Source organism: Luteibacter sp. 621 (genome assembly GCF_050435445.1).
In the GTDB taxonomy this organism is placed as follows: Bacteria; Pseudomonadota; Gammaproteobacteria; order Xanthomonadales; family Rhodanobacteraceae; genus Luteibacter.
Map to the genome: position 1 here is coordinate 36,875 of NZ_JBNDKI010000014.1, position 20,730 is coordinate 57,604.

Here is a 20,730-nt window from a genome sequence, read left to right on the forward strand (position 1 = left end):
GTGCGCCTTCTATTTCGGGAAAAGCAGCGTGATTACGGCGCGGAATCCCCACCCGTGTGGCCCGGCGTCGGCGCCATGCAACCAATAACGAACGCCGCCGGTGAAGCTGATCGGCATGCCCGCGGCCTTGGTCAGCTTGCCGACAGTGAGGTTCAGCGGCACCGACGCTTCACGGGCGTGCCAGTTGTAGCTCGATTCCAGGTTCACGCCATAGGTCCAGGCCGTGGGCGTGGTATAGGAAACGAACGGCTGCAGGAACAGGCTGCTCACGGGTGGCCGTTCGTGGTACCCACCCACCGTCGCGAACGACCAGATCTGATTGGCGAGAAACCCGTAGGTGACGCCGTGTGCCTGCCGCAGCACGACGATGGTTGGGCCCACGCCCCACTTCTTGGCGCCGAGCTTGTCGTCCGTGGCGGTGGGCACGAGGAACGCCGGGCCAACACCCCAGATCGTCCCGCCCGCTGTCGGTGCCTTGGGCGAGAAAAACAGGCTCTGGGTAATGTCTCCCAGCCCAAACTCGTCGTCACCGCGGGCGGAGACGCCCACCTGTCGCTCGACCGGAAGGATGGTTCGCGAAATCATGTTCCAGTCGTCACTGATGGGGACGGGCACCACCGGCTGCAGGTTCATGCTGAGCCGGTGGCCATCCTGCCCCGGGCCCAGTCCCTGGTCGTAGTTGAACTGGAAGGGGACGCTGATCAGCGAGGCGACCGGATTGGATAGCTTCTGCGCGAGATCCGCAGCATCACCACCCGGTGGCGCCGCCTGCGCCAAGGCAGCAACGGGTAACAGGATGCTGGTAAGGAAAAGCAGTCTTCCGGGCATCATGGTCGGCTCCGTCTTGCCTAGAAGTGGTCGCGCCGCTTCAGGTCTATCTCGATCTCTCGTGGCTGGCCATCGACCCGCAGGGAAAGCAGGATCGAAGAGGCATCACCGAGCACCTTTACTGCCTTTCCCATGGCCTGGATGTTCCAGTGCAGATCCAGCGGCTCGCGCGCATCGATCACCTTGCCGTTGTCCACGTCAGCGACGGGTGCGATGTCCCGGCCGTTCAATCGCCATCGTGCCGATGCCACGTGCACTTCGTGGTCGTGCGGTTCAATCGTGATCGATGGATGCAGGGTGATGTCACTCTTGTTCACCACGAGCACGGGGAGCCGCACCGTAACGCCTGACTCATCATGGAAATAGGAGCCGTCCTCGACCACCTCCTGGTAGCCCTGCGGTACATACACGGCCTGGCGGATGCCGCACGCCGTGGCGATCGATGCGATCGCCACGGCGCAGGCCAGGCGCACGGGCAGGGCAGGTGGCCGGAACATACGCGCGTGGTCGTCCGCCCGTCAGTTGGTCTTCATGGTTTCGAGGTCTTTCAGCCGCTTTAGCGCGGCTTCCTTCTGCAGCAGGCCGTAGTTGATGCCGCTGGGGTTCAGCGACGAGCCCGGCTGATATGGGTAATCCGCAAAGTCGGAGAAGAACTGCTTGATCTGGGTCTGGATCGGCACCAGCAACCACATCTGCTGCCCGAAGAACTCCAGTGCCTTGCCGCCTTCTTCCATTCCGCGTTCGTACGGATCCATGCGCAGGTTGGTGATCAATGCCCACGATGGGGTTTCGCGCTTGGCCGTGGCGATGTTGCCGTGGCTGGCGACGGCGAAGCTCACCTTCCAGTCGTCGTAGCGGACCGCATTGAGGTTGCCGCCCTGGTCGAAGTAGTAGAGCGCGTGGCGTGGCCCCTTCTTCTCGTCGCCACGGAAATAAGGCCCGAAGTCGTAGCCGTCCAGATGCACCTTGAACGTCTTGCTGCCGGCCTTGAAACCTTTCTTCATCTTGCCGACCACATCATCGACACCCGCCGCAGCACACAGCGTGGGGAACCAGTCGATGAGCGAGATGACATCGTTGTAGGCCGTTCCGGGTTTGATGACCCCGGGCCAGCGCACCATCATCGGGATACGCATGCCCCCTTCCCACGTCGTGCCCTTCTCGCCGCGGAAGGGCGTCATGGCGCCGTCGGGCCACATGGCGATCTCGGCGCCGTTATCCGTGGTGTAGAGCACAATGGTGTTCTCGGCGATATCGAGCTTGTCGAGCAGGTCAAGCAGTTCGCCGACATGCCCATCGTGCTCTGCCATGCCATCGGCATGCAGGCCCATGCCCGTCCTGCCCACCGATTCCTTCTTCAGGTGGGTGAAGATGTGCATGCGCGTCGTGTTGAACCAGACAAAGAACGGCGTATCACCCTTCACGCTCGTCTCGATGAAGCCCTTGGCGGCCTTCAGGAACTCTTCGTCGACGGTCGGCATGCGCGCCTTGTTCAGCGGGCCGGTGTCTTCGATCTTCCCACCCGCCTTTGAATGGATGACGCCGCGCGGGCCGAATTTCTTCTTGAACTGGGGATCTTTGGGATAGAAGTAACCTTCCGGCTCTTCCTCGGCATTCAGGTGGTAGAGGTTCCCGAAGAACTCATCGAAGCCATGGTTGGTCGGCAGGTGCTGGTCCTGGTCGCCGAGGTGGTTCTTGCCGAACTGGCCGGTGGCGTAGCCGGCTGTCTTCATGACATCGGCGATGGTTGGCATCCATTCGGCGATGCCGTGGGGATCGCCGGGCATGCCGATCGTAAGGAGGCCGGTGCGGAACGGTTCCTGGCCCAGGATGAACGATGCGCGCCCGGCCGTGCAGCTCTGCTGGCCGTACGAATCGGTAAACAGCGCGCCTTCGTTGGCGATGCGGTCGATATTGGGCGTCTGGTACCCCATCAGCCCGCGCGTGTAGGCGCTGATCTGCGGAATGCCAATGTCATCACCAAAGATGACGAGGATGTTCGGCTTATCACCATTCTTCGCTTTCGCTTTCGCTTTCTTCTCAGCCACGGCACGCTCCAGGGGTCGATGAGCCTTTTGGGGAGGCTCATGCTGGCGCGCGCCAATACCGTTGAACAATCGTAATTCGCTCCCGGAAGGGCTGGGTACTTCTACCTACTTCGCATCGGAGAAGAGCCACAGTGCAGTGAGGCCACCCATGAGCAGCAGGCCGATCGTGAACAGGCTCGTGGCGCGATGGCGTGGCTTGATATGGCCACGTTCGATCTCCAGGCTCACGTGCCAGTAGCGCAACAACGACCACACCAGCAGGGCCAGGCCCAGGATGACCATGCCATAGCCGGCGTTACCGGCATCGTGGAGCATGACGCGGCCGCCCTTGGGTGCCTGGTCGTTCTGGATGAGGTAGGTACTGAAGCGGTTGATGGTGATGCCAAAGCCGATCAGCGAGACGGTTGTGCGAAGGTAGGCCAGATGCGTGCGTTCGTTGGCCATGTGGGTGCGGCCGCGCGCGTAGATGTTCGAAAGGGGTTCGCCGGCATGCGGGTCGGTCGCGGGTGATGTGCCATCGGATGATTGCTGCGCCATGGCAGGCGTTCCTCTGCGTACGCGGGGATCGCGTGGACACCCAAGGCTAGGGCGGAGCCGGGCGTGGCCGAAGCGAAAGGGTACGCGCGCGTACCTGCGTAGTTGTACTGGGTGCCATGCCGCTGGCTTAGGTAGTTTCGCCGGGCAACGCCTCGGCGGAAGTGCGCTGTGCATTGCCCTCGGGGTCGGGAGAATGCACACGTCCCCATGACACCCGGCAGCTGCCAGGAGTGTGCCCATGACCATGCGCCTGCGCTTTCGCCGTGTGTTGGTAACCGCGTGTGCGGCGGTCCTGGTCGTTCCCTTGGCCAGCCACGCATCGGATGCCGATCCGTGGGATGGTGCCTGGCATACGTCGCTCTCCGTGTATGGCTGGCTACCGGGCATTTCGGCCACCATGCGTTACCGACTACCCAATGGCACGATCTTCACCAATCGCTCGGATAGCGGGTTGCTGAGCAAACTGAGTGGCGCCTTCATGATGGACGTGACCGTGCGCAAGGGACGCTGGGGTGTCTACGCTGATCTTGATTGGGTGAAGTTTTCCGACGAAGACGGGCGCGTCGCCCAGGTCGGCGGCCGCTGGATTGGCGCGGATGCGCACCTCGATACCCGGTGGAATGCGAAGGGTGGCCTCGCGACCCTCGCCGGTGTCTACACCCTCGGGCACAGCAGCCAGGGCTACGTGGATCTGTTGTTGGGCGCCCGTTACCTGTGGCTGAAGGGCAACGTGGGCTGGAACTTCGGTATTGAAGGTACCGGTGGCCGCTTTGGCATCGAGGACAGCGGCCACCTGAACCGGCAGACCCACGTCACCGACGGCATCATCGGCGTGCGCGGCCGGTGGACGCCATTCCCGAGCCACGCGGTCTTCATCCCGTACTACTTCGATATCGGCACGGGAAGCTCGGACCGAACCCAGCAATACGTGGCGGGCATCGGCTACGCGTTCCACTGGGGCGATATCGCGCTGAACTATCGCGACGTGGAATACCACGAGCACGGTAGCGATGCGTTCCTGCGCGATGTTCGCCTTAGCGGCCCCAGCCTCACATTGAGCTGGACATTCTGAGCGCGGCGCGGTTACCACGCATAACGCAACCGCCCATACCAGTACGCACCATTGCTCCCAATCGGCGAAATGACGTCGTAGGGAAAGTTGCCTGCATAGGCGATGTCGGGGATCGAACGCTTGGGGTACTGGTCGGTGATGTTCTGGCCGCCCAGGGCGATCGACAGGCGTTCGGTCGCGTGCCATTCGGCTTCGGCGTCGATCTGCCAACGCGCACCGTAGGTCTGTTTGGGCACGAACCCATCCCCGAAATCGAAGACGCGGGTGGTGGCACCCTGGCGCGTGGCGCGTCCTAGCAGCGACCAGCGCGCACTATCCCAGCGTGCGGTGAACGAGCCGCGCTGCCGCGGCGCTGCATCGGTCAGCGTATTGCGCTCTTCCACGCCGAATAGCACGGCATCCGCGCCAAGCTCTGCGAGGGCGGCGGGCGTATCACGCACCTTGCGGATCGATGTGCGGTTATAGCTGTACGTGGCCGTCAGCACGAGGTTGCCGCCGTACGCTGGCTGCCGATAATTGGTCACTAGCTCAGCGCCACGCGTACGCGTATCCACCGCGTTGGTGAAGAACGCCACGCTCTGTACGCCCGGGACGCCGAAGCGCGCGGCGATCAGGTCCTCCAGGCCGTCGGGGGCGATGGTTTCCGACAGGGTGACGCGGTGGTCCACGTCAATGCGGAAGATGTCCAGCGAGGCATCGAAACGATCACCGGCGCGTGCCGTGAGCCCCAGACTGAAATTTCGCGACTTTTCCGCCTTGAGGTCGGTGGCACCAAGCCCTCGCGCGATCGGGTTGTTCACCGATAACACGCGGCCCTGCACGAGCTCGCCGTTGGCACCGTAGCCCGTGGACGTGGATTCGAAGCCGATCTGGCTGAGCGAGGGTGCCCGGAGGTTGTTGGAAACCGCACCGCGCAAGGCGATCGCATCGTTGAACGCGTAGCGGCCACTCAGTTTGCCGGTCCAGGCGCCACCGAAATCGTTGTAGTGCTCGTAACGTGCCGCGGCATCGGCGAAGAGCTGCTCGCTCACGTCCCCGGAAAAGTCGATATACGTGGCGGCGACATTCCGGTGCAGGTCGGCCGTGTCCTGGGGCGTCAGGCCGCCGCCGGCCTGCGCGCCGGTGGGAGCGCCCACGATCGGGCCGACGGCATACGACGCGGGGTCGCCGGCGAACGTCTGGAAGCCTTCGTGGCGGAACTCGGCGCCGGTGGCCAGGGTGAACAGCTGGCTGCCCACGCCCACCGTGCGGGTGAGATCCAGGTTGGCGGTACCCTGTGAGTTCTCGTATTTACCCACATCGAAATGCGTGGGGCTGGCATCGCCCAGCGAGACATTCACCGAGTCGCGCAGGTCGTAATCAAACGTATTGCGGCCCCACGTCAGGCTGGCGTCGATATCCCATTCCCCCGCACGGCCACGCGCACCGGCGGTCAGGTTGATATCGGTGTTGTAGCCGAGCGATGCCGGCCGGTAGCCCTCCGGATAGATCGACGGAACGTTGGCATCGCTATCGGGGTAGCGGAAGTAGTTGTCGCCTACCGTGCGGCGCCGGGTATAGGTGCCGAAGGCGTAGCCGCGCACGGTATCGCCCAACCCCAGCTCACTGTTGAACCAGCCGCTGTAGTTCTCGTTGCGGGGATCCCCGGCGGCGTAGTTGCGCTTGCCCTGCAGCGCGAGGTTGGCGGGGGAGGGGTTCTCCCATGAAGGAATCTGGTCCGGGCCGGCGCGGTTGGTCGGCTCGCGGTTGTTACCCTCGATGCCGGCGCGGAAGAAGCCGTCCGCGCCGAGTTTTGTGCCTGCCTTCGCGCTGACGTAGCCGCTCTGGCCATCGGTGAGCTCCCGGTTACCGGGGCGGAAGTTCGTGTGGTATGCACCGTAGGTAGCATTCACCTCGCCGCCTTCAGGCGCATCATCAAGGATGATATTGACCACGCCAGCGATCGCATCGGAGCCGTACTGCGCCCCCGCGCCATCACGTAGCACTTCGATGCGCTTAATCGCGCTGATCGGGATCGCGTTGAAATCCACGGGCGTGGTGCCGCGGCCGATCTTCGTATCCGTGTTCACCAGCGCCGAGGTGTGGAACCGCTTGCCGTTCACCAGGACCAGTACCTGGTCCGGGCTCATGCCGCGCAGCTGGGCTGCGCGTACATGGTCAGAGCCGCCGGAGTTCGATTGCCGCGGGAAGTTGAACGAGGGCAGCAGCGTGGCCAGGGCCTGGCCCAGTTCGCCGTTGACGGCACCTGCGGAGCGCAGGTCCTCGGGCGTGAGTACATCGATCGGCACGGGCGAATCCAGCACGGTGCGGTCGCGAGCGTGGGTGCCGGTGACAATCACCTGGTCGAGCGTGGTGGCGGCAGGCTTGTCGGCCTGCTGGGCGCTGGCAAGCGGGGCTGCCGCGGCGGCAAGGACGGCCGTGATGGCAAAGGAAAGGCGGGAACGGTGCATGCTGGATCCTGGAAAAGAGGCGCGTGCGCGGGCGCCCGCCAGCGGGCGGGTAGCGCGGGGCGGAGACGAACGGTGGGGTTTTAGCGGTGAGCCACGCGGCCGCCGCGACATCGCCCGCAAGCCGCAAAGCGGCCCGGCATGGCATGCTGCAGGGAAGGGGTGCGTGTCATCGGTTGCCCTGGCTCCGTAGGAACGTACGGAGAATGCGACATTTGTTGCATCGCAGTGTAGGCTGTGTCAATAGCACGGACGTCTGGCCGTATGGACGTCCATAACCACATACCTTCCGGAAACCGCATGAAAACGCTCGCAGGCATTGCCTTCGTCGCCTCGCTCTTCCTCGCTGGCTGCGCTACGCCGCCTTCCCACGCGCCCGTTGGCAGCGGCACTTCTGCCACCCTGGCCGGCGATGCAGCCCACCCGGGCAGCACGGCAGGCTGGGTGCGTACGGAGCTGTACTTCGGGCTGGGGCTCGAGGGGGGGAACGGGGGCGTCGACGAGGCCGGCTGGCGCGCTTTCCTGGATCGCGAAGTGACCTCACGCTTCCCCGATGGCCTCTCGGTGGTGGATGTGTACGGCCAGTGGCAGGGCAAAGGCCAGGCCCAGCCGGAGCGCCTGCGTTCGAAGCTGCTGCTGTTGCTTTACCCCGACACCCCGGCGCACCGGGAGGACGTCGAGGCGATCCGCGTGGCATGGAAGGCGAAGACCGGTGACCAGTCGGTGCTGCGCGTGACCCAGCCTGCGGACGTGTCGTTCTGATGGCCGCGCCCGTTGCTCCCGTTCGTCGCCGCGCCTTCGGGGGCGGAGACCTCAACGGTGTCCTTGGCCTCGTTGTCGATAACCTGTCGATCCTGGCGTTCCTTGCCACGGCGCTGATCGGCATCTTCGGCATGCCCGCCGATATCGTCTACCGGCGCATGTTCCCCGGCACCGCGCTGGGCGTGTTATTGGGCAACCTGGCCTACACATGGATGGCCAGGCGGCTCGCCGGCCGGACGGGCAGGGCGGATGTCACCGCGATGCCCCTGGGCCTTGATGCGCCCACCAGCATCGCCATGGCCTTACTAGTGCTCGGCCCCGCGTTCGCGGGCTACCGCGCCGGTGGCATGGACCCCGCCGCGGCGGGCGAGGCCACCTGGCGTCTGGGCATGGCCTCGCTGGTCGTCATGGGCGTACTGAAGTTCGTGCTGTCGTTCTTTGGCGCCTGGGTGCAGCGGAACGTGCCGCGCGCCGGGTTACTTGGTTCCATCGCCGGCATCGCGCTGGTGCTGATGGGCTTCCTGCCGCTGGTCGAGATCCTGCGTGTGCCGGTGGTGGGCTTCGCCGGGCTGGGCATCGTGCTTTACGCCCTGGTGGCGAAGCGGCGGTTGCCGTTCGGCACGCCGGGCGTGCTTGCTGCGGGCGTCGTGGCGGTGGTGCTGTATTACTCGCTCGGCCCGCTGGGCCTGCTTGGTACCGGCTACCACGCGCCGGCCGCGTGGGAGTGGCGGCTTGGCTTCCCGTGGCCATCCCTGGGCTTTATCGATGGATTGCCCGCCACGGTTCCGTACCTGCCGTTGATTCTGCCGTTTGGCTTGCTCATGGTCGTGGGCGGCATCAATGTGACCGAGAGTGCACGCGCCGCGGGGGATGACTACCCCACCCGCGACATCCTGCTGGTCGAGGCGCTCGCCACCCTGGTGGCAGGCATCTGCGGCGGCGTGGCCCAGACCACGCCCTACATCGGCCAGCCCGCCTACAAGGCGATGGGCGCACGGACGGGCTACACGTTGGTCACGGGCCTCATCATCGGCCTGGGTGGCATCTTCGGCTACCTCTCCAACCTGGTCGAGCTGCTGCCGGTCGCCGTGCTGGCGCCCATCCTCGTCTTCGTCGCCATCGGCATCACCGTTCAGGCGTTCGAGGCGGTACCGCTGCGCTACGCGGCGGCCGTGGTGTTCAGCTTCTTCCCGGCCATTGCACGCATGGTCGCGATCAAGCTGGGCGATCCCTCCATTGTCGATCCCGAGCATTTCGCGGCGTTGTACGCCGATGGTTCGCACGGTGTCTCCGCCATGGCCACCATCGTGATCCTCGGCAACGGCTTCATCATCACATCCATGGTGTGGGCCAGCTTCGTCGTGGCGATGATCGACGGGCACGTGCGCAAGGCGGCCGGCATCGTTGCCCTGGGCGGCGTGCTCACCGCCTTCGGCATCATCCACTCGGTACAGCCCATCGGCGCCGTCTACCTGCCGTGGCTGCTCGATCCCATGTCGCGATCGCTGGTGTGGCAGTTTGTCGGGTCATACGCGGCCTTGGCTGTTGTGCTAGGGCTGCTCGGTATCACGCAGAAACAGCCCGCCTAAAGTGGCGGGCTGTTCTATCTTTTTACTGTCGGTGGGCCATCCGCTCGCGGCGCGCCCGCGACGACTCTATGAACGTCTCGACGTCGGCTTTGCTGTAACCGAGTAGGAAGCCGACCATTCGGTAGTAGTCGTCGAGGGTAAACGATGGGAACTTCAGATCGGCATCCTCACTCTTGAGAGCGTGCATTGCCTTGATGCGCCACGTTTCGGTCGGCAACGCGTAATAATGCCGTGTATAGCTTTCATCGGGATAGTGAATTCCTTCATAGACGAGCTGCCCCCGCTCTACGAAGGTCGCAAACTCTTCGTCGCCCACCTCATCGCGGGCCATGTCATCGGTTTGCCCGAACATGGCGAAGGGCTTAATCCCTTCGAGCATCAAGGCCAGCTCCTGACCTCCGTGAGGGTTGATTCGACCACCCGTCGTTGCCGACGAGAGAATATGTACGGGATCGTTCGGCATTTGCTTTTGTATGACCCGACGCCACCTGGATCGTGGCTTGGGAATGTTTCTGCCGAGCATAGTTGTACGTCCTTCCGTGTGACGGTCGAAGATGTCGGGTCATCGTCGTTCGGCACAGGAATGGACGCAGTCAGGCCCGGTCGACAGCGCGGGTAGGGGAATGCCCCGACCTACGGTATCGGGGGTGCCCGTGAAGGCGGCGCCCGCGCGGCGGTGTAGGTGTTCGCCTTATTTGTGTAGCGGCGGTTTGTCGCGCTTGAATTGGGCGGGCGGTGCGGCCACCCTTGGAGATTGTCCCCCCAAGGAGCCTATCCCCATGCCCCTTTCTGACTTGACCTCGTTGCCGGGTGTCACCGCTACGCCGGATATCGCCACGCGCCGGTATGTCTTCAACCACACCATGATCCGCGTCCGCGATCTCGATGTATCGCTGGATTTCTACACCCGCGTGCTCGGCTTCACGCCCGTGTACAAGAACGTGTTCGAGGAGGCGAAGTTCACCATCGTCTACCTTGTGCTCGTCGGCGATCGCTCGCTCATCCCCGATGACGACGAAGAGCGCAAGCGCTGGGTGCTGAGCCAGCCGGGCGTGCTGGAGCTCACTCACAATCACGGCACCGAGCTCGAAGCGGAAACCCCGTACCACAACGGCAACACGGAGCCGCGCGGTTTTGGCCACCTGTGCGTGAGCGTGCCCGATGTCAACGCGGCCTGCGCCCGTTTCGAGGCCCTGGGCGTCACGTTCCAGAAGCGCCTGACCGACGGCCGCATGCGCCACATTGCGTTTATTCGCGACCCGGACGAATACTGGATCGAAATCCTCCAGCCGACCCCGCTGTCGGTCTGATCCAGCACCACCTCCCGGAGCCTCCATGTCCCCGCGCTTGCCACCGGTTACCCGTAACCTGCTTATCGCCAATATCGTGCTGTTCGCGTTGCAGCAACTGCTCGACGATGACAACACCCTGGCGGTCACGCAGTGGCTCGCACTGTGGCCCATCGGCCACGATATGGCGGTGAACGTGGGTGGCAACGTGCTGGGGCTGGGTTTCCGGCCCTGGCAGCTGGTCACTTACGCGTTCCTGCATGGCAGCGTCATGCACATCGTGCTGAACATGTACGCGCTGTACATGTTCGGGGGCCTGCTGGAACGCGTGATGGGCGCGCGCCGCTTCACCATCTACTACTTCGTATGCCTGGTGGCGGCGGGTGTGGCGCAGCTGGCGGTGCTGTACTTCTTCCAGCCGGACAAGATGTACCCGACGGTGGGTGCGTCGGGTGCCATCTTCGGCTTGCTGGCGGCATTCGCCGTGCTGTTCCCGCGGGAGAAGCTCATGCTTATCCCCATCCCGGTGGGTATTCCCGCGTGGCTTTTCGTCACGCTGTACGGTGCCGCCGAACTGTTCTTCGGCGTCACCGGCACGTTGGCGGGCATCGCGCACTTCGCCCACCTGGGCGGCCTGGTGGCCGGCCTGGCACTGCTGTGGGCGTGGGGTGTCAGGCCACCACGCCCCGGTCACTAAGCGGCTTAGCGCAACGCCAGGAAGTCCGGGCTCACCACGAATCGCACCGCATCCAGGCGCAGGCGCGCCTCGGGCAGGGCATCGAGCAAGGCGCTGCGTTCGGCGGCCACGGCCTGGATCTCGGCTTCGGTAATCGACGGATTCACGCCACGCAGGGCCAGCAGGCGGCTGAACTCGCCATTCAGCACTTCCGTCGCCATCTCCACTGCCTCGATCTTCAGCACCTCGGCACGGCCTTCGGCCAGGTCCTTCGCGTGCTCGAGCATTGGCGGCACCAGCTTCGACAGGAACTTGCGGTAGCGGGCCACATCGATATTGCGATCGGCCGCGCGGCGCAGGGCCACGTCGCTGGGGCGGAAGTTCGGGCGCTCGGTGAGCTTGGTATCCACCGAGATCATCAGCGGCGTGGTCGGCAGGAACCGGCCCGCATCCAGCTTGCGATCGGCGACCACTTCCAGCACGTACACCGACTGGAGCAGGGCGGTGCGTACCGGCAGGTTATCGTCGACGAGGAACGCGGCATTGCCCGTTTCGCCCGAAACCAGGAGGTCCACGGCGGCCAGCACCATCGGGTGGTCAAGGCGGAGCAGCGGCAGGTCTTCGCGGGCCAATGCGGTTTCACGCGAGAACGTCACCGAGAGCGGACCATCGGCGAAGCCGGGCAGGCCATCGGTCGAGAGGTACTGCGGATCGAGCAGGGTGATGTCTTTCGCCAGTTCTTCGGCGTGCACGCCGTACATCTCGAACAGGCGCTGGATAAAGGCATCGCGCGACGGATCGTTGTCGTCGCGGGCGAAGCTGCTGGCCAGCTCATCGGCATGCGGATCGCGGCTGGCGGCCAGTTCGAGCAGGTGATCGCGGCCTGAGTGGATCAGCGCCGAGAGTTCTTCGTGCGCGCCGCGCGTCTCGGCGATGAGCGCATCGAGTTCCTGGTCGCGGTTGTCGTCTTCGCGGGCGTGCTCATCGGCCAGCGACGAAAGCAACGGGCCAAAGCGGCGCAGTAGTTCGCGGCCATCGGCCGGGCTGGTGCGGAACGCATCCAGGCCTTCGTCGTACCAGCGGGCGAGGATGTGCTGGGCGCTTTCCGAGACCACGGGAACGTGGATCACGATGTCGTGCTTCTGGCCAATACGGTCGAGGCGGCCGATGCGCTGCTCCAGCAGGTCCGGATCGAGCGGCAGATCCCACATGACCAGGCGGTGCGCGAACTGGAAGTTGCGGCCTTCGGAACCGATTTCCGAACAGATGAGCAGGCGCGCGCCATCGGGCTGGGCGAAGAATGCCGCGTTACGGTCGCGCTGCACGATGCCAAGGCCTTCATGGAAGCGGGCCACGCCGACCCCGCTGCGCGTACGCAGGGCATCTTCGATCGCCATGACCTTGCCCTGGCTACGGCACAGCAACAGGAATTTGTCGTTCGGGTGCGCGTCGAGCAGGCCGATCAGTTCGGTGATGCGCGGATCATCGGAATAATCGACTTCCAGTGGCGCAGGCGGCTGCTGGATATCCGAGCGGAACTCGGCCAGGAGCGCGTCGCGGCGCCCGGGAGCCAGCGTGCCCGGATCGATTTCGAGCACTTCCGGCACGCGGCGCGGGAACCCACCGATACCGGCGCGGCGGTTGCGGAACATGGCACGGCCGGTGCCGTGGCGGTCGATCAGCGCGGCGAGCAGGGCCGCGCTGCTGTTCGGCCGGTCGAGCAGGGCAGACATCTCACGATCACCCTTGAAGCGCTCGCTCAGCAGCGCCCGCTGCGCGGGCTCCAGCGGCGCACCTTCGGCGAGCGTGGTGGCAAGCTCGGACACCGGGGCAAACTCGGCCGACTCGGCCAGGTATGCATCCAGGTCGCTGTAGCGCTGCGGATCGAGCAGGCGCAGGCGGGCGAAATGGCCCGCGCGGCCCAGCTGTTCCGGCGTGGCGGTGAGCAGGATGACACCCGGCGTGGCCACGGCCAGTTCTTCAACGAGCTGGTAACGCGGGCTTGCGCCTTCCGGCGTCCACTCAAGGTGGTGGGCCTCATCGACCACGATCAGGTCCCAGCCGGCGTCCATCAACTGGCGTGCACGCTTGGGCGCGCTCTCCAGGAAGGCGAAATCGGCGATGACCAGTTGCTCGTCTTCGAACGGGTTACGGCCGTCGTTGCCCTGTTCAATGGCTTCGCAGCGTTCTTCATCGAAGATGGAGAACGACAGGTTGAAGCGGCGCAGCAGCTCCACGAACCACTGGTACACCAGGGTTTCGGGCAGGAGCACCAGCACGCGCTCGGCACGGCCGGCGGCAAGCTGGCGGGCCAGGATCATGCCGGCCTCGATCGTCTTGCCCAGGCCCACTTCATCGGCCAGCAGTACACGTGGCGGCCGGCGCGACGCGGCGATGCCGGCTACGCGCAACTGGTGGGGCACCAGGCCGATGCGCGACGATTCCAGGCCCCACGAGGCGGACTTGCGTGCCTCCGCGCGGCGGCGCAGGCCTTCGGCGCGCAGGTCGAACTTGTCGTTGGTGTCGGTGCGGCCACCGATCAGGCGGTCATCCGCCTGGGACATGGCCTGCTCGTCATCCAACTGGCCTTCTTCCAGCTCGCGGCCTTCGCCGCGGTACACGAGCAGGCCCTCGCGGGTCTCCACGCGTTCCACCAGGAAGGCGATGCCTTTGCCGGATACGCGCTGCCCGGCGCGGAATTCCGCGCGAACCAGGGGGGCACTATCGACGGCGTAAGGGCGCAAAACCCCGGCCTTGGCGAACAGGACCTGCACGCCGCGCCCTTCGACGCGGAGGATGGTGCCGAGACCTAGCTCGGGTTCGGCGGTGGAGATCCAGCGTTGACCGGGTTGAAACATGCTTGATAGGGCTACGACATTGGGGGGGCGGACGATTATCCCGCCCCGGGGGCCCGCGTGCCTACCTTTTCGTTAAATACCAGCAAAAACCCGCTGCAAACTCAGGTTTCCGCCCATCGGCGCAGCAAGTTGTGGTAAACGCCCGTCAATTGCAGGATCGATGCCTGGTCGGCGCCATCGGCGGAGAGCTTGCGGATCGCCGTATCCATCTCAAGCAACAGCCGGCGCGCGCTGTCATCGCGCACCAGGCTCTGCACCCAGAAAAACGAGGCGATGCGTGCGCCGCGCGTGACCGGCGTGACCCGATGCAGGCTCGATGAGGGATAGACAATCGCATCGCCAGCGGGCAGTTTCACTTCGTGCTCGCCGTACAGGTCGCTGATGATGAGTTCGCCGCCGTCGTATTCCTCCGGATCGGCGAGGAACAGCGTGCACGAGACATCGCTACGCACATGCGCTTCGCCATCCACGGCCATCACGGCGCCATCGATATGGAAGCCATACTCACCACCGCCTTCGTAGCGATTGAAGCGGGGTGAAAGTGTACGCAGCGGCAGCACCGCGGCGTGGTAGAGCGGGTGGCGGCCAAGCGCCGCCACCACCTGGTCGCCGAGTGCCTTACGCAACGGCGATGCCTGCGGAAGCTGCAGGTTCCGCTTAACCCTGGCGCCCTGCGGACCGACAGTTTCCCTGCCATCGGTCCACCCGGCACCATCCATCTGCTTTCGCATCCCTGCGACCTCATCTGAGGTGAGCACGTCGGGAATGTGCAGGAGCATGATGGATAACCTCGGGGCGATCAGAACCGGAAGTTGGCGCTCAGCATGGCCGAACGCGGCGTACCCGGAGTGTAGCGATAACCGCTCTTGTTGATCGCCGCCACGTAGTTCTTGTCGAACAGGTTGTAAACGTTGAGCTGCAGGTCCAGGTTGCGGTTGACCGGGTAGCTGGCCATCGCATCGAACACCCAGTAGCTCTCGGTGTGGTCGGGCGTGCCCACGGCGCCATCGGTGCCGCGCTTCATTTCGCCGTTGTAACGCGCGCCGCCGCCGACCGTGAGGTTGAACGGCAAGTGGTACGTGCTCCACAGTGTGAACGCCTGCTTCGGCGTGTAGGCGAGGTCGGAGCTGCCGTCCTGCGACACATTCGTGCCGGTTTCCACCTTGGCGTTCATGGTGGTGAAGCCGGCACTGATCGCCCAGTCATCGGTGATCTTGCCCACGGCGGTGATTTCCACGCCCGTCACGCGCTTCTTGCCGATCTGGTAGTACAGCAGGTCGGTGGGATCCTGGACCAGGTCATTGGTGACGGTGGTGCGGTAGAGCGCGCCGGTGAGCAGCAGCTTCGAACCGAGCAGGTCCCACTTCGTACCCACTTCGGCGGTGCGTGCCTTCTGCGGGTCAAAGCTCGGGTTGTCAGCGCTGTTGGTGGCGCTTGAAAGCGTCAGCGTGTTGCCGCCCGGGGGCTGCTGCGACTGCGCGAAGTTGGCGTAGATGCTGCCATTCGCCGCCGGCTTGTACAGGATGCCGAGCTTGTAATTCTTCAGGTTGTCGCTGGTCTTCGCATCCACGCCTCGCACGATGCTGCCCGTGGGCAGGCGGCCGCAGACCGGCCCGTTACGGGCACCGCAGACCACGAGGCTGTTGAAGTCGGTCTTGTAGTGATCAAGGCGCAGGCCTGCGTTCACCTGCCACTGCTCGCCAAACTTGATCGTGTCGAAGAAGTACGCCGCCGCGGTATTGGTCTTGCCGTAGCTGCTGGCGCCGTTCTCGGCGTACTGCAGGCCGCGCACGTCGGAATAGGGCTTGTACAGGTTGGCCGCCGGCCAGGTGCTGCCGGTGAGCGCGGCGATGCCGACGGTCTTGGCCACTTCCTGGGTGAGTTCGATACCGGCGCTGATGTCCTGCGTGACCGCGCCTTCACCGATCGACGCCGTGACGTTGGTCTGGTTGGTGGCGATGCGGTTGGACTGGTGCTTGAAGGTCGGCGAACTGCGCGCGATGGTCCAGGTGGACGGATCGGTCGGGTTCGGCGTGAGCAGGTTGGCGGTGGCCCCCATGAACGAGGTCAGCAGGTAATCCTGCTGCGTGCGGCCCCAGCGCGAGGTGTTGTGGATCGCGACCTTGTCATTGAAATCGTGCTCGACGATGACGGTGAACAGGTCCTGCGTGTTGTTATCGTGGTCCTGCGCGGTACCGTAGAAGTTATCCGTATCGACCTTCGGCGCATTGTTGAGGAACGCGCGCGTATCCGGCGAGGTGTAACCCGGCAGGCCGATGGTGGGGATACCGCCATCCGGTGTATTGCGCTGCTTCACGTGCAGGTAGTTCAGGTACACACGGGTGGGCGTGCCCAGGCCGAACGCGAGCGAGGGGGCGATGCCCCAGCGGTTCTGTTCGATCTGGTCGCGGCCGGCGACGCCGCTGTTCTGCTTCAGCACGTTGAGGCGGAAGGCGCCCGTGTCGCCCATCTGGCGGTTGAGGTCGGCGGTGGCGCGCTCGCGCGAACCGCTGCCGCCCTGCACGCTGCCGCTGATGCCGTTGCCGAGCACGGGCTGCTTGGTAACCAGGTTGATGGCGCCGGTGGGCGCGGTGCGGCCGTATTCGGTGCCGTCCGGGCCCTTGGTGACTTCGACCTGTTCGATGTTGAACACATCGCGCGAGACGGTGCCGAGATCGCGCACGCCATCGACGAAGATGCTGCCGGAGGTATCGAAGCCGCGCATGTAGATGGCATCGCCGGTGTTGGTGGTGCCGTTCTCACCCACGTAGAAGGTGCCGACGCCGGGGCTGTTGCGCAGTGCCTCGGTGAGGGTGGTAGCGCCCTGCTGCTGGATCAGTTCCTTGCCGATGACCTGGATGGACTGGGTGGTGTCGAGCAGGGACTGGCTGAACTTGGGCGAGGAGACTTTTTCGACGCGGTAGTCCGAGGAGCGGTCGGCTTCGACCTGCATGCCGGGCAGGGCCTGTGCGTCGTTCACCTTGGCCTGCTGCGGCGGCACGTCGGCAGCTGCGGCGGTGTGGGCGAGGGTGAGGAGGACGGCGGCACCGACGGTGCGCGCAGCGGGCACGGGATGCTTGCGGCTCTTGATGTGGGCCATGGACGCTTTCCTTGGAGGGGCATGGGAAACGGTTTGGGCTGCCGCGGGCACGAGCTGACCCGCGCAGGCTGGTGGCCCGCGGTGGGAGTTGGCTCGGGTTGTCCCTAGAAAACGCAGGGTGCGACACCTACAGAACGCGTATCGTAAAGAGAATGAGAACGAGTTGCAATTACTCTGTGGTTGCCATCAACGACACGTGTAGGAGCGCGCTCGCGCGCGATAAGCCAACGAAGCGGTGACGCCGAATGCGGTTGCCGCTTCTTAATCGGTTCATTCGCCGTGGGCGAATGCGTGTAACCAGCGGCTTGGGCCGCCTCGCTCGTGAGGGCTTGAGGCACAGAGCCGTCGGTGCCCACCCTCGCTGCTCAGACAGGTCCTCCGCGTTCGGACCGGATGGCCGCTAACGCGGCCCGTGTACTTATTTGGCCTACGGCCGCTCTCTTGTGCGGAACTCGCCTCGAGGGTGGGCACCGACGGCTCTTTTGATCCATGAGGTCTATTGATGGAGAGCCGGTGCGTTGTCTGCGGTGGGCGTGGGTGTCCGGACAGGATTCGTCCGCGGACACGCGGTGCGCGTCGGGGCACATCGGTTGAAATGGCTTAGTGGCGCCGTTTGCGCGGTATCGCGAGCGTTGGCATGGGGGATGCAACGTCTAGGGCAAAGGGGCTCATGCCTCACCCGATATGCCCAAGGAGAACCACCATGAAAGTCGAGACCTTCTTGCTGAAGACCTTCTTCGCTGCTGCCGTGCTGACCTGTGTGTTGACGATGGGGGCGTTTGTGACCGCAGGCCCCTCGCAAGTGCAGGCGACGCTGGTGGCGACGGCACAGTGACTTAATACGGCGTCATCGCTTTGTTGGTTGATCACGCGCAGGTCCTGCGGCGGTGTCGCGAAAGCTGTCGGCCACAGGGTGGCTCCTACAAGGGCGGGGCGCTACCGGGCCCGGGCTCTCCGCTGCGCAACCTCGGTGTATCAGAGAGACCTTGGTGCCCACCCTCGAGGCGAGTTCCGCACAAGAGAGCGGCCGAAGGCCACATAGGTAAACCATGCGCCGGAGGCGCATTCCGCACCGAACGCGGAGGACCTGTCTGAGCAGCGAGGGTGGGCACCAAGGTCTCTTCGCCTCAAGCCCACCAGCAAGAGGCGGCGCAAGCCGCTGGTTACAGGCATTCGCGCTAGCGAATGAACCGATTCACTAGCGCGAGGCCGAAGGCGAGCCGCTCAAGAGCCACAAAGAAAAAGGCGCCGCATTTGCATGCGGCGCCTTTGCTTAACGCAGAGCGGGATCGGTAACGCGAGTTACCAGATCTTCACCTGCTTATCGCCCTCGCGGATCATCTTCGCGCCCGGCTTGCACTGGAACGCCGTCGCGAACGACTCCATGTTCGACGGTGCGCCAATCGCGCGCAGCGACGCCGGAGCGTGCGGATCCACGTTCAGGTACAGCTTGGCCTGCTTGTCACGGACCGAGCCGCGCCACACGCGCGCCCAGTTCAGGAAGAAGCGCTGGTCCTGCGTGTAGCCATCGATCTTCGAATCCGCTTCCTGCGGGTTCTTCTTCAGCGCTTCCTGCAGCGCATCGTAAGCCACGTTCAGGCCACCCAGGTCGGCGATGTTCTCGCCCAGGGTCAGCTTGCCGTTCACGTGCAGGTCCGGCTCGCCCTTGATCGGCGCGTATTCGTCGAACTGCGCCACCAGCTTGCCGGTGCGCTCCTCGAACTTCTTCTTGTCCGCGTCGGTCCACCAGTTCTTGTTATTGCCTTCGCCATCGAACTGGCTGCCTTCGTCATCGAAACCATGGCTGGCTTCGTGGCCGATCACCGCGCCGATGCCGCCGTAGTTGATCGCGTCATCGCCGTTGGCATCGAAGAAGGGCGGCTGCAGGATCGCGGCCGGGAAGTTGATCGTGTTGTCGGTGGGGTTGTAGTACGCGTTCACCGTCTGCGGGGTCATGCCCCACTCGAGGCGGTCGGTCGGCTTGCCGATCTTCGCAATATCGTAGTGGTAGTTGAACTTGCTGGCCGATTCCACGTTGCCGAAGTAGTTCGTGCCCGTCACTTCCAGGCCCGACCAGTCACGCCACTTGTCCGGGTAGCCGATCTTCGGCAGGAAGGTGTTCCACTTGGCGATGGCCTTCTGCTTGGTCTCGTCGCTCATCCAGTCGAGCTTCTCGATGCGCGCCTTGAGGGCGTTGCGCACGTTATCGACCAGCTCGTTCGCGCGCTGCTTTGCTTCCGGCTTGAACACCTTGGCCACGTACAGCTGGCCGAGGCCTTCACCCATCGACGAGTTCACCGTGCCGAGCACGCGCTTCCAGCGCGGCTTCTGCTGCGGCTGGCCGGCGAGGGTCTTGCCGTAGAAATCGAACTTGTTGTCCTGGAAGGTCTTGGACAGGTACGGCGAGGCGCTATCGATCGCGTGGAAGCGCAGGTAGGCCTGCCAGGTGCTGACCGGGGTGCTGGCCAGCATCTTGTCGAACTGGGCGAAGAACTTGGGCTGCGAAAGCGAGAAGCCCTTGTCGATCGTCACGCCCTGGGCGGCGAAGAACTTCTCCCAGTTGAAGTGCGGGGTGATCTTGTCCGCTTCCTTCACGGAAACGAAGTGGTACTGGTTTTCCGGCGCGCGCAGTTCGACCGGTGCCAGCGACGCGGCGGCCAGCTGGGTTTCGAACTTCATGATGTCGTCGGCCTGCTTCTTCGCATCGGCGTCGGAAACGCCGGCGAGGGTCAGGGTCTTGGCGATGTAATCGACGTAAGCCTTGCGGTTATCCGCCTGCTTCGGGTCGGTGTAGTAATCCTTGGTCGGCAGGCCCAGGCCATCCTGCTGTGCGTAGCCGATCTGCACCTTGGCGTTCTGGAAATCGGCGCCCGCGCCGAAGCCGAACACGTAGCTGTTGCCGTCGTTGAAGCTGGCATCGAGGAAATCGGCGATGTCCTGCGGGGTCTTCAGCGCATCGATCTTGGCCAGTTCCGGCTTGAGCGGTTCCACGCCGGCCTTCTCGATGGCGTTCTCGTCCATGCCCGAGCGGTAGATCAGGCCGATCTTCTGCTCGATCGAGCCGGCCTTGGCGCTATCGGCGCCCTTGTCGGCGGCGTCGACGATATCGTGCTGGGTGTTGAGGCTGTTCTCAGCCAGCTGGTCGAACGCGCCCCAACGGGTGCGATCTTCCGGAATCGGGTTCGCGGCGACCCACTTGCTGTTGACGAAGCCGTTGAAGTCGTCGCAGGCATTGATGCCGGAATCGAGCTCGGATACGTCGAAGGTCGGCTTGGCGGGCGCGGCGGCAGCGGCCGGGGCGGTGCTGGCAGCGGCCGGCTGGTTGGCTGCCGGAGCGGCGGTTTCCGCATCATCGTGCTTGCTGCACGCGGTGCCGACGAGCGCAACGCTCAGTGCCAGCGCGAGCGGCTTCAGGTACTGCTTGGTCATGGATATCCCTCAGTGGATGGTCACGAAACGGCACTCCCCGGCGCCGCCCCCGCCCGAGGATAGTCCTTGCGGGGTCCGCCGTGGGCCGACCGTGA

Annotated in this window: 16 protein-coding genes; 6 read left to right on the forward strand and 10 right to left on the reverse strand. The window is 64.4% G+C overall.

Annotated elements, in window-relative coordinates; genetic code table 11:
* Positions 1–9: 9 nt before the first annotated feature.
* The 4 genes from ABIE56_RS15110 to ABIE56_RS15125 form a co-directional block, all read right to left on the reverse strand.
* Positions 10–831, reverse strand: a complete 822-nt coding sequence (locus tag ABIE56_RS15110; protein ID WP_429244610.1) for a transporter — start codon at positions 829–831, stop codon at positions 10–12.
* Between the two features lie 17 nt (positions 832–848).
* A complete protein-coding gene (locus ABIE56_RS15115) occupies positions 849–1,325 on the reverse strand; it encodes a hypothetical protein (protein WP_429244611.1) in 477 nt (158 codons plus the stop codon).
* 21 nt (positions 1,326–1,346) lie between these two features.
* Positions 1,347–2,876 carry an arylsulfatase gene (locus tag ABIE56_RS15120; protein ID WP_429244612.1) on the reverse strand — a complete coding sequence of 510 codons (1,530 nt, stop codon included), beginning with the start codon at positions 2,874–2,876 and terminating at the stop codon, positions 1,347–1,349.
* Between the two features lie 105 nt (positions 2,877–2,981).
* Positions 2,982–3,413 carry a YidH family protein gene (locus ABIE56_RS15125; RefSeq protein WP_429244613.1) on the reverse strand — a complete coding sequence of 144 codons (432 nt, stop codon included), beginning with the start codon at positions 3,411–3,413 and terminating at the stop codon, positions 2,982–2,984.
* A gap of 238 nt (positions 3,414–3,651) precedes the next feature.
* Between ABIE56_RS15125 and ABIE56_RS15130 the strand changes: the two genes are divergently transcribed.
* Entirely contained in the window at positions 3,652–4,485 is an 834-nt protein-coding gene (locus tag ABIE56_RS15130; protein WP_429244614.1) for a hypothetical protein, read from the forward strand.
* An 11-nt stretch (positions 4,486–4,496) separates the two neighbouring features.
* Here the strand turns inward: ABIE56_RS15130 and ABIE56_RS15135 are convergent, their stop codons facing one another.
* Positions 4,497–6,935 (reverse strand): TonB-dependent receptor plug domain-containing protein, encoded by a 2,439-nt coding sequence (locus ABIE56_RS15135; protein ID WP_429244615.1) that lies wholly within the window; start codon positions 6,933–6,935, stop codon positions 4,497–4,499.
* Positions 6,936–7,232: 297 nt separating this feature from the next.
* Here ABIE56_RS15135 and ABIE56_RS15140 point away from each other — a divergent pair, with 297 nt between their 5' ends.
* Complete coding sequence (locus ABIE56_RS15140) at positions 7,233–7,694, forward strand: DUF3574 domain-containing protein (protein WP_429244616.1); 462 nt, start codon at positions 7,233–7,235, stop codon at positions 7,692–7,694.
* Positions 7,694–9,283: a hypothetical protein gene (locus ABIE56_RS15145; protein WP_429244617.1), complete on the forward strand. Its 1,590-nt coding sequence runs from the start codon at positions 7,694–7,696 to the stop codon at positions 9,281–9,283. The genes ABIE56_RS15140 and ABIE56_RS15145 overlap by 1 nt, the downstream gene beginning before the upstream one ends.
* 22 nt (positions 9,284–9,305) lie before the next feature.
* On the opposite strand, the gene ABIE56_RS15150 is transcribed toward ABIE56_RS15145, so the two are convergent.
* Entirely contained in the window at positions 9,306–9,746 is a 441-nt protein-coding gene (locus ABIE56_RS15150; RefSeq protein WP_429244618.1) for a hypothetical protein, read from the reverse strand.
* A 316-nt stretch (positions 9,747–10,062) separates the two neighbouring features.
* Between ABIE56_RS15150 and gloA the strand changes: the two genes are divergently transcribed.
* Both gloA and ABIE56_RS15160 read left to right on the forward strand, forming a co-directional pair.
* The gene (gene gloA / locus ABIE56_RS15155) at positions 10,063–10,593 is read left to right on the forward strand and encodes a lactoylglutathione lyase (protein ID WP_429244619.1); all 531 of its coding nucleotides are present in this window, start codon (positions 10,063–10,065) and stop codon (positions 10,591–10,593) included.
* A 25-nt stretch (positions 10,594–10,618) separates the two neighbouring features.
* Positions 10,619–11,269, forward strand: a complete 651-nt coding sequence (locus ABIE56_RS15160; protein ID WP_429244620.1) for a rhomboid family intramembrane serine protease — start codon at positions 10,619–10,621, stop codon at positions 11,267–11,269.
* A gap of 5 nt (positions 11,270–11,274) precedes the next feature.
* Here ABIE56_RS15160 and rapA read toward each other — a convergent pair whose 3' ends face one another.
* The 3 genes from rapA to ABIE56_RS15175 all read right to left on the reverse strand — a co-directional run bounded on the left by rapA (position 11,275) and on the right by ABIE56_RS15175 (position 17,206).
* Positions 11,275–14,106, reverse strand: a complete 2,832-nt coding sequence (rapA, locus tag ABIE56_RS15165; RefSeq protein WP_429244621.1) for an RNA polymerase-associated protein RapA — start codon at positions 14,104–14,106, stop codon at positions 11,275–11,277.
* A 101-nt stretch (positions 14,107–14,207) separates the two neighbouring features.
* Positions 14,208–14,885 (reverse strand): Fe2+-dependent dioxygenase, encoded by a 678-nt coding sequence (locus ABIE56_RS15170; RefSeq protein ID WP_429244622.1) that lies wholly within the window; start codon positions 14,883–14,885, stop codon positions 14,208–14,210.
* A gap of 20 nt (positions 14,886–14,905) precedes the next feature.
* Positions 14,906–17,206, reverse strand: a complete 2,301-nt coding sequence (locus ABIE56_RS15175) for a catecholate siderophore receptor Fiu (protein ID WP_429244623.1) — start codon at positions 17,204–17,206, stop codon at positions 14,906–14,908.
* A 703-nt stretch (positions 17,207–17,909) separates the two neighbouring features.
* Between ABIE56_RS15175 and ABIE56_RS15180 the strand changes: the two genes are divergently transcribed.
* Positions 17,910–18,041 carry a hypothetical protein gene (locus ABIE56_RS15180; protein WP_429244624.1) on the forward strand — a complete coding sequence of 44 codons (132 nt, stop codon included), beginning with the start codon at positions 17,910–17,912 and terminating at the stop codon, positions 18,039–18,041.
* A 467-nt stretch (positions 18,042–18,508) separates the two neighbouring features.
* Here the strand turns inward: ABIE56_RS15180 and ABIE56_RS15185 are convergent, their stop codons facing one another.
* Positions 18,509–20,635, reverse strand: a complete 2,127-nt coding sequence (locus ABIE56_RS15185) for a M13 family metallopeptidase (RefSeq protein WP_429244625.1) — start codon at positions 20,633–20,635, stop codon at positions 18,509–18,511.
* Positions 20,636–20,730 lie beyond the last annotated feature (95 nt).

What these genes read in the sequence shown, in the direction of transcription:
- ABIE56_RS15150 (WP_429244618.1), bottom strand. Translation starts at nt 9,746, where the DNA reads ATGCCGAACGATCCCGTACATATTCTCTCGTCGGCAACGACGGGTGGT.
- ABIE56_RS15110 (WP_429244610.1), bottom strand. Translation starts at nt 831, where the DNA reads ATGATGCCCGGAAGACTGCTTTTCCTTACCAGCATCCTGTTACCCGTT.
- ABIE56_RS15125 (WP_429244613.1), bottom strand. Translation starts at nt 3,413, where the DNA reads ATGGCGCAGCAATCATCCGATGGCACATCACCCGCGACCGACCCGCAT.
- ABIE56_RS15135 (WP_429244615.1), bottom strand. Translation starts at nt 6,935, where the DNA reads ATGCACCGTTCCCGCCTTTCCTTTGCCATCACGGCCGTCCTTGCCGCC.
- gloA (WP_429244619.1), top strand. Translation starts at nt 10,063, where the DNA reads ATGCCCCTTTCTGACTTGACCTCGTTGCCGGGTGTCACCGCTACGCCG.
- ABIE56_RS15160 (WP_429244620.1), top strand. Translation starts at nt 10,619, where the DNA reads ATGTCCCCGCGCTTGCCACCGGTTACCCGTAACCTGCTTATCGCCAAT.
- ABIE56_RS15140 (WP_429244616.1), top strand. Translation starts at nt 7,233, where the DNA reads ATGAAAACGCTCGCAGGCATTGCCTTCGTCGCCTCGCTCTTCCTCGCT.
- ABIE56_RS15170 (WP_429244622.1), bottom strand. Translation starts at nt 14,885, where the DNA reads ATGCTCCTGCACATTCCCGACGTGCTCACCTCAGATGAGGTCGCAGGG.
- ABIE56_RS15145 (WP_429244617.1), top strand. Translation starts at nt 7,694, where the DNA reads ATGGCCGCGCCCGTTGCTCCCGTTCGTCGCCGCGCCTTCGGGGGCGGA.
- ABIE56_RS15175 (WP_429244623.1), bottom strand. Translation starts at nt 17,206, where the DNA reads ATGGCCCACATCAAGAGCCGCAAGCATCCCGTGCCCGCTGCGCGCACC.
- ABIE56_RS15130 (WP_429244614.1), top strand. Translation starts at nt 3,652, where the DNA reads ATGACCATGCGCCTGCGCTTTCGCCGTGTGTTGGTAACCGCGTGTGCG.
- ABIE56_RS15180 (WP_429244624.1), top strand. Translation starts at nt 17,910, where the DNA reads ATGAAAGTCGAGACCTTCTTGCTGAAGACCTTCTTCGCTGCTGCCGTG.
- rapA (WP_429244621.1), bottom strand. Translation starts at nt 14,106, where the DNA reads ATGTTTCAACCCGGTCAACGCTGGATCTCCACCGCCGAACCCGAGCTA.
- ABIE56_RS15115 (WP_429244611.1), bottom strand. Translation starts at nt 1,325, where the DNA reads ATGTTCCGGCCACCTGCCCTGCCCGTGCGCCTGGCCTGCGCCGTGGCG.
- ABIE56_RS15185 (WP_429244625.1), bottom strand. Translation starts at nt 20,635, where the DNA reads ATGACCAAGCAGTACCTGAAGCCGCTCGCGCTGGCACTGAGCGTTGCG.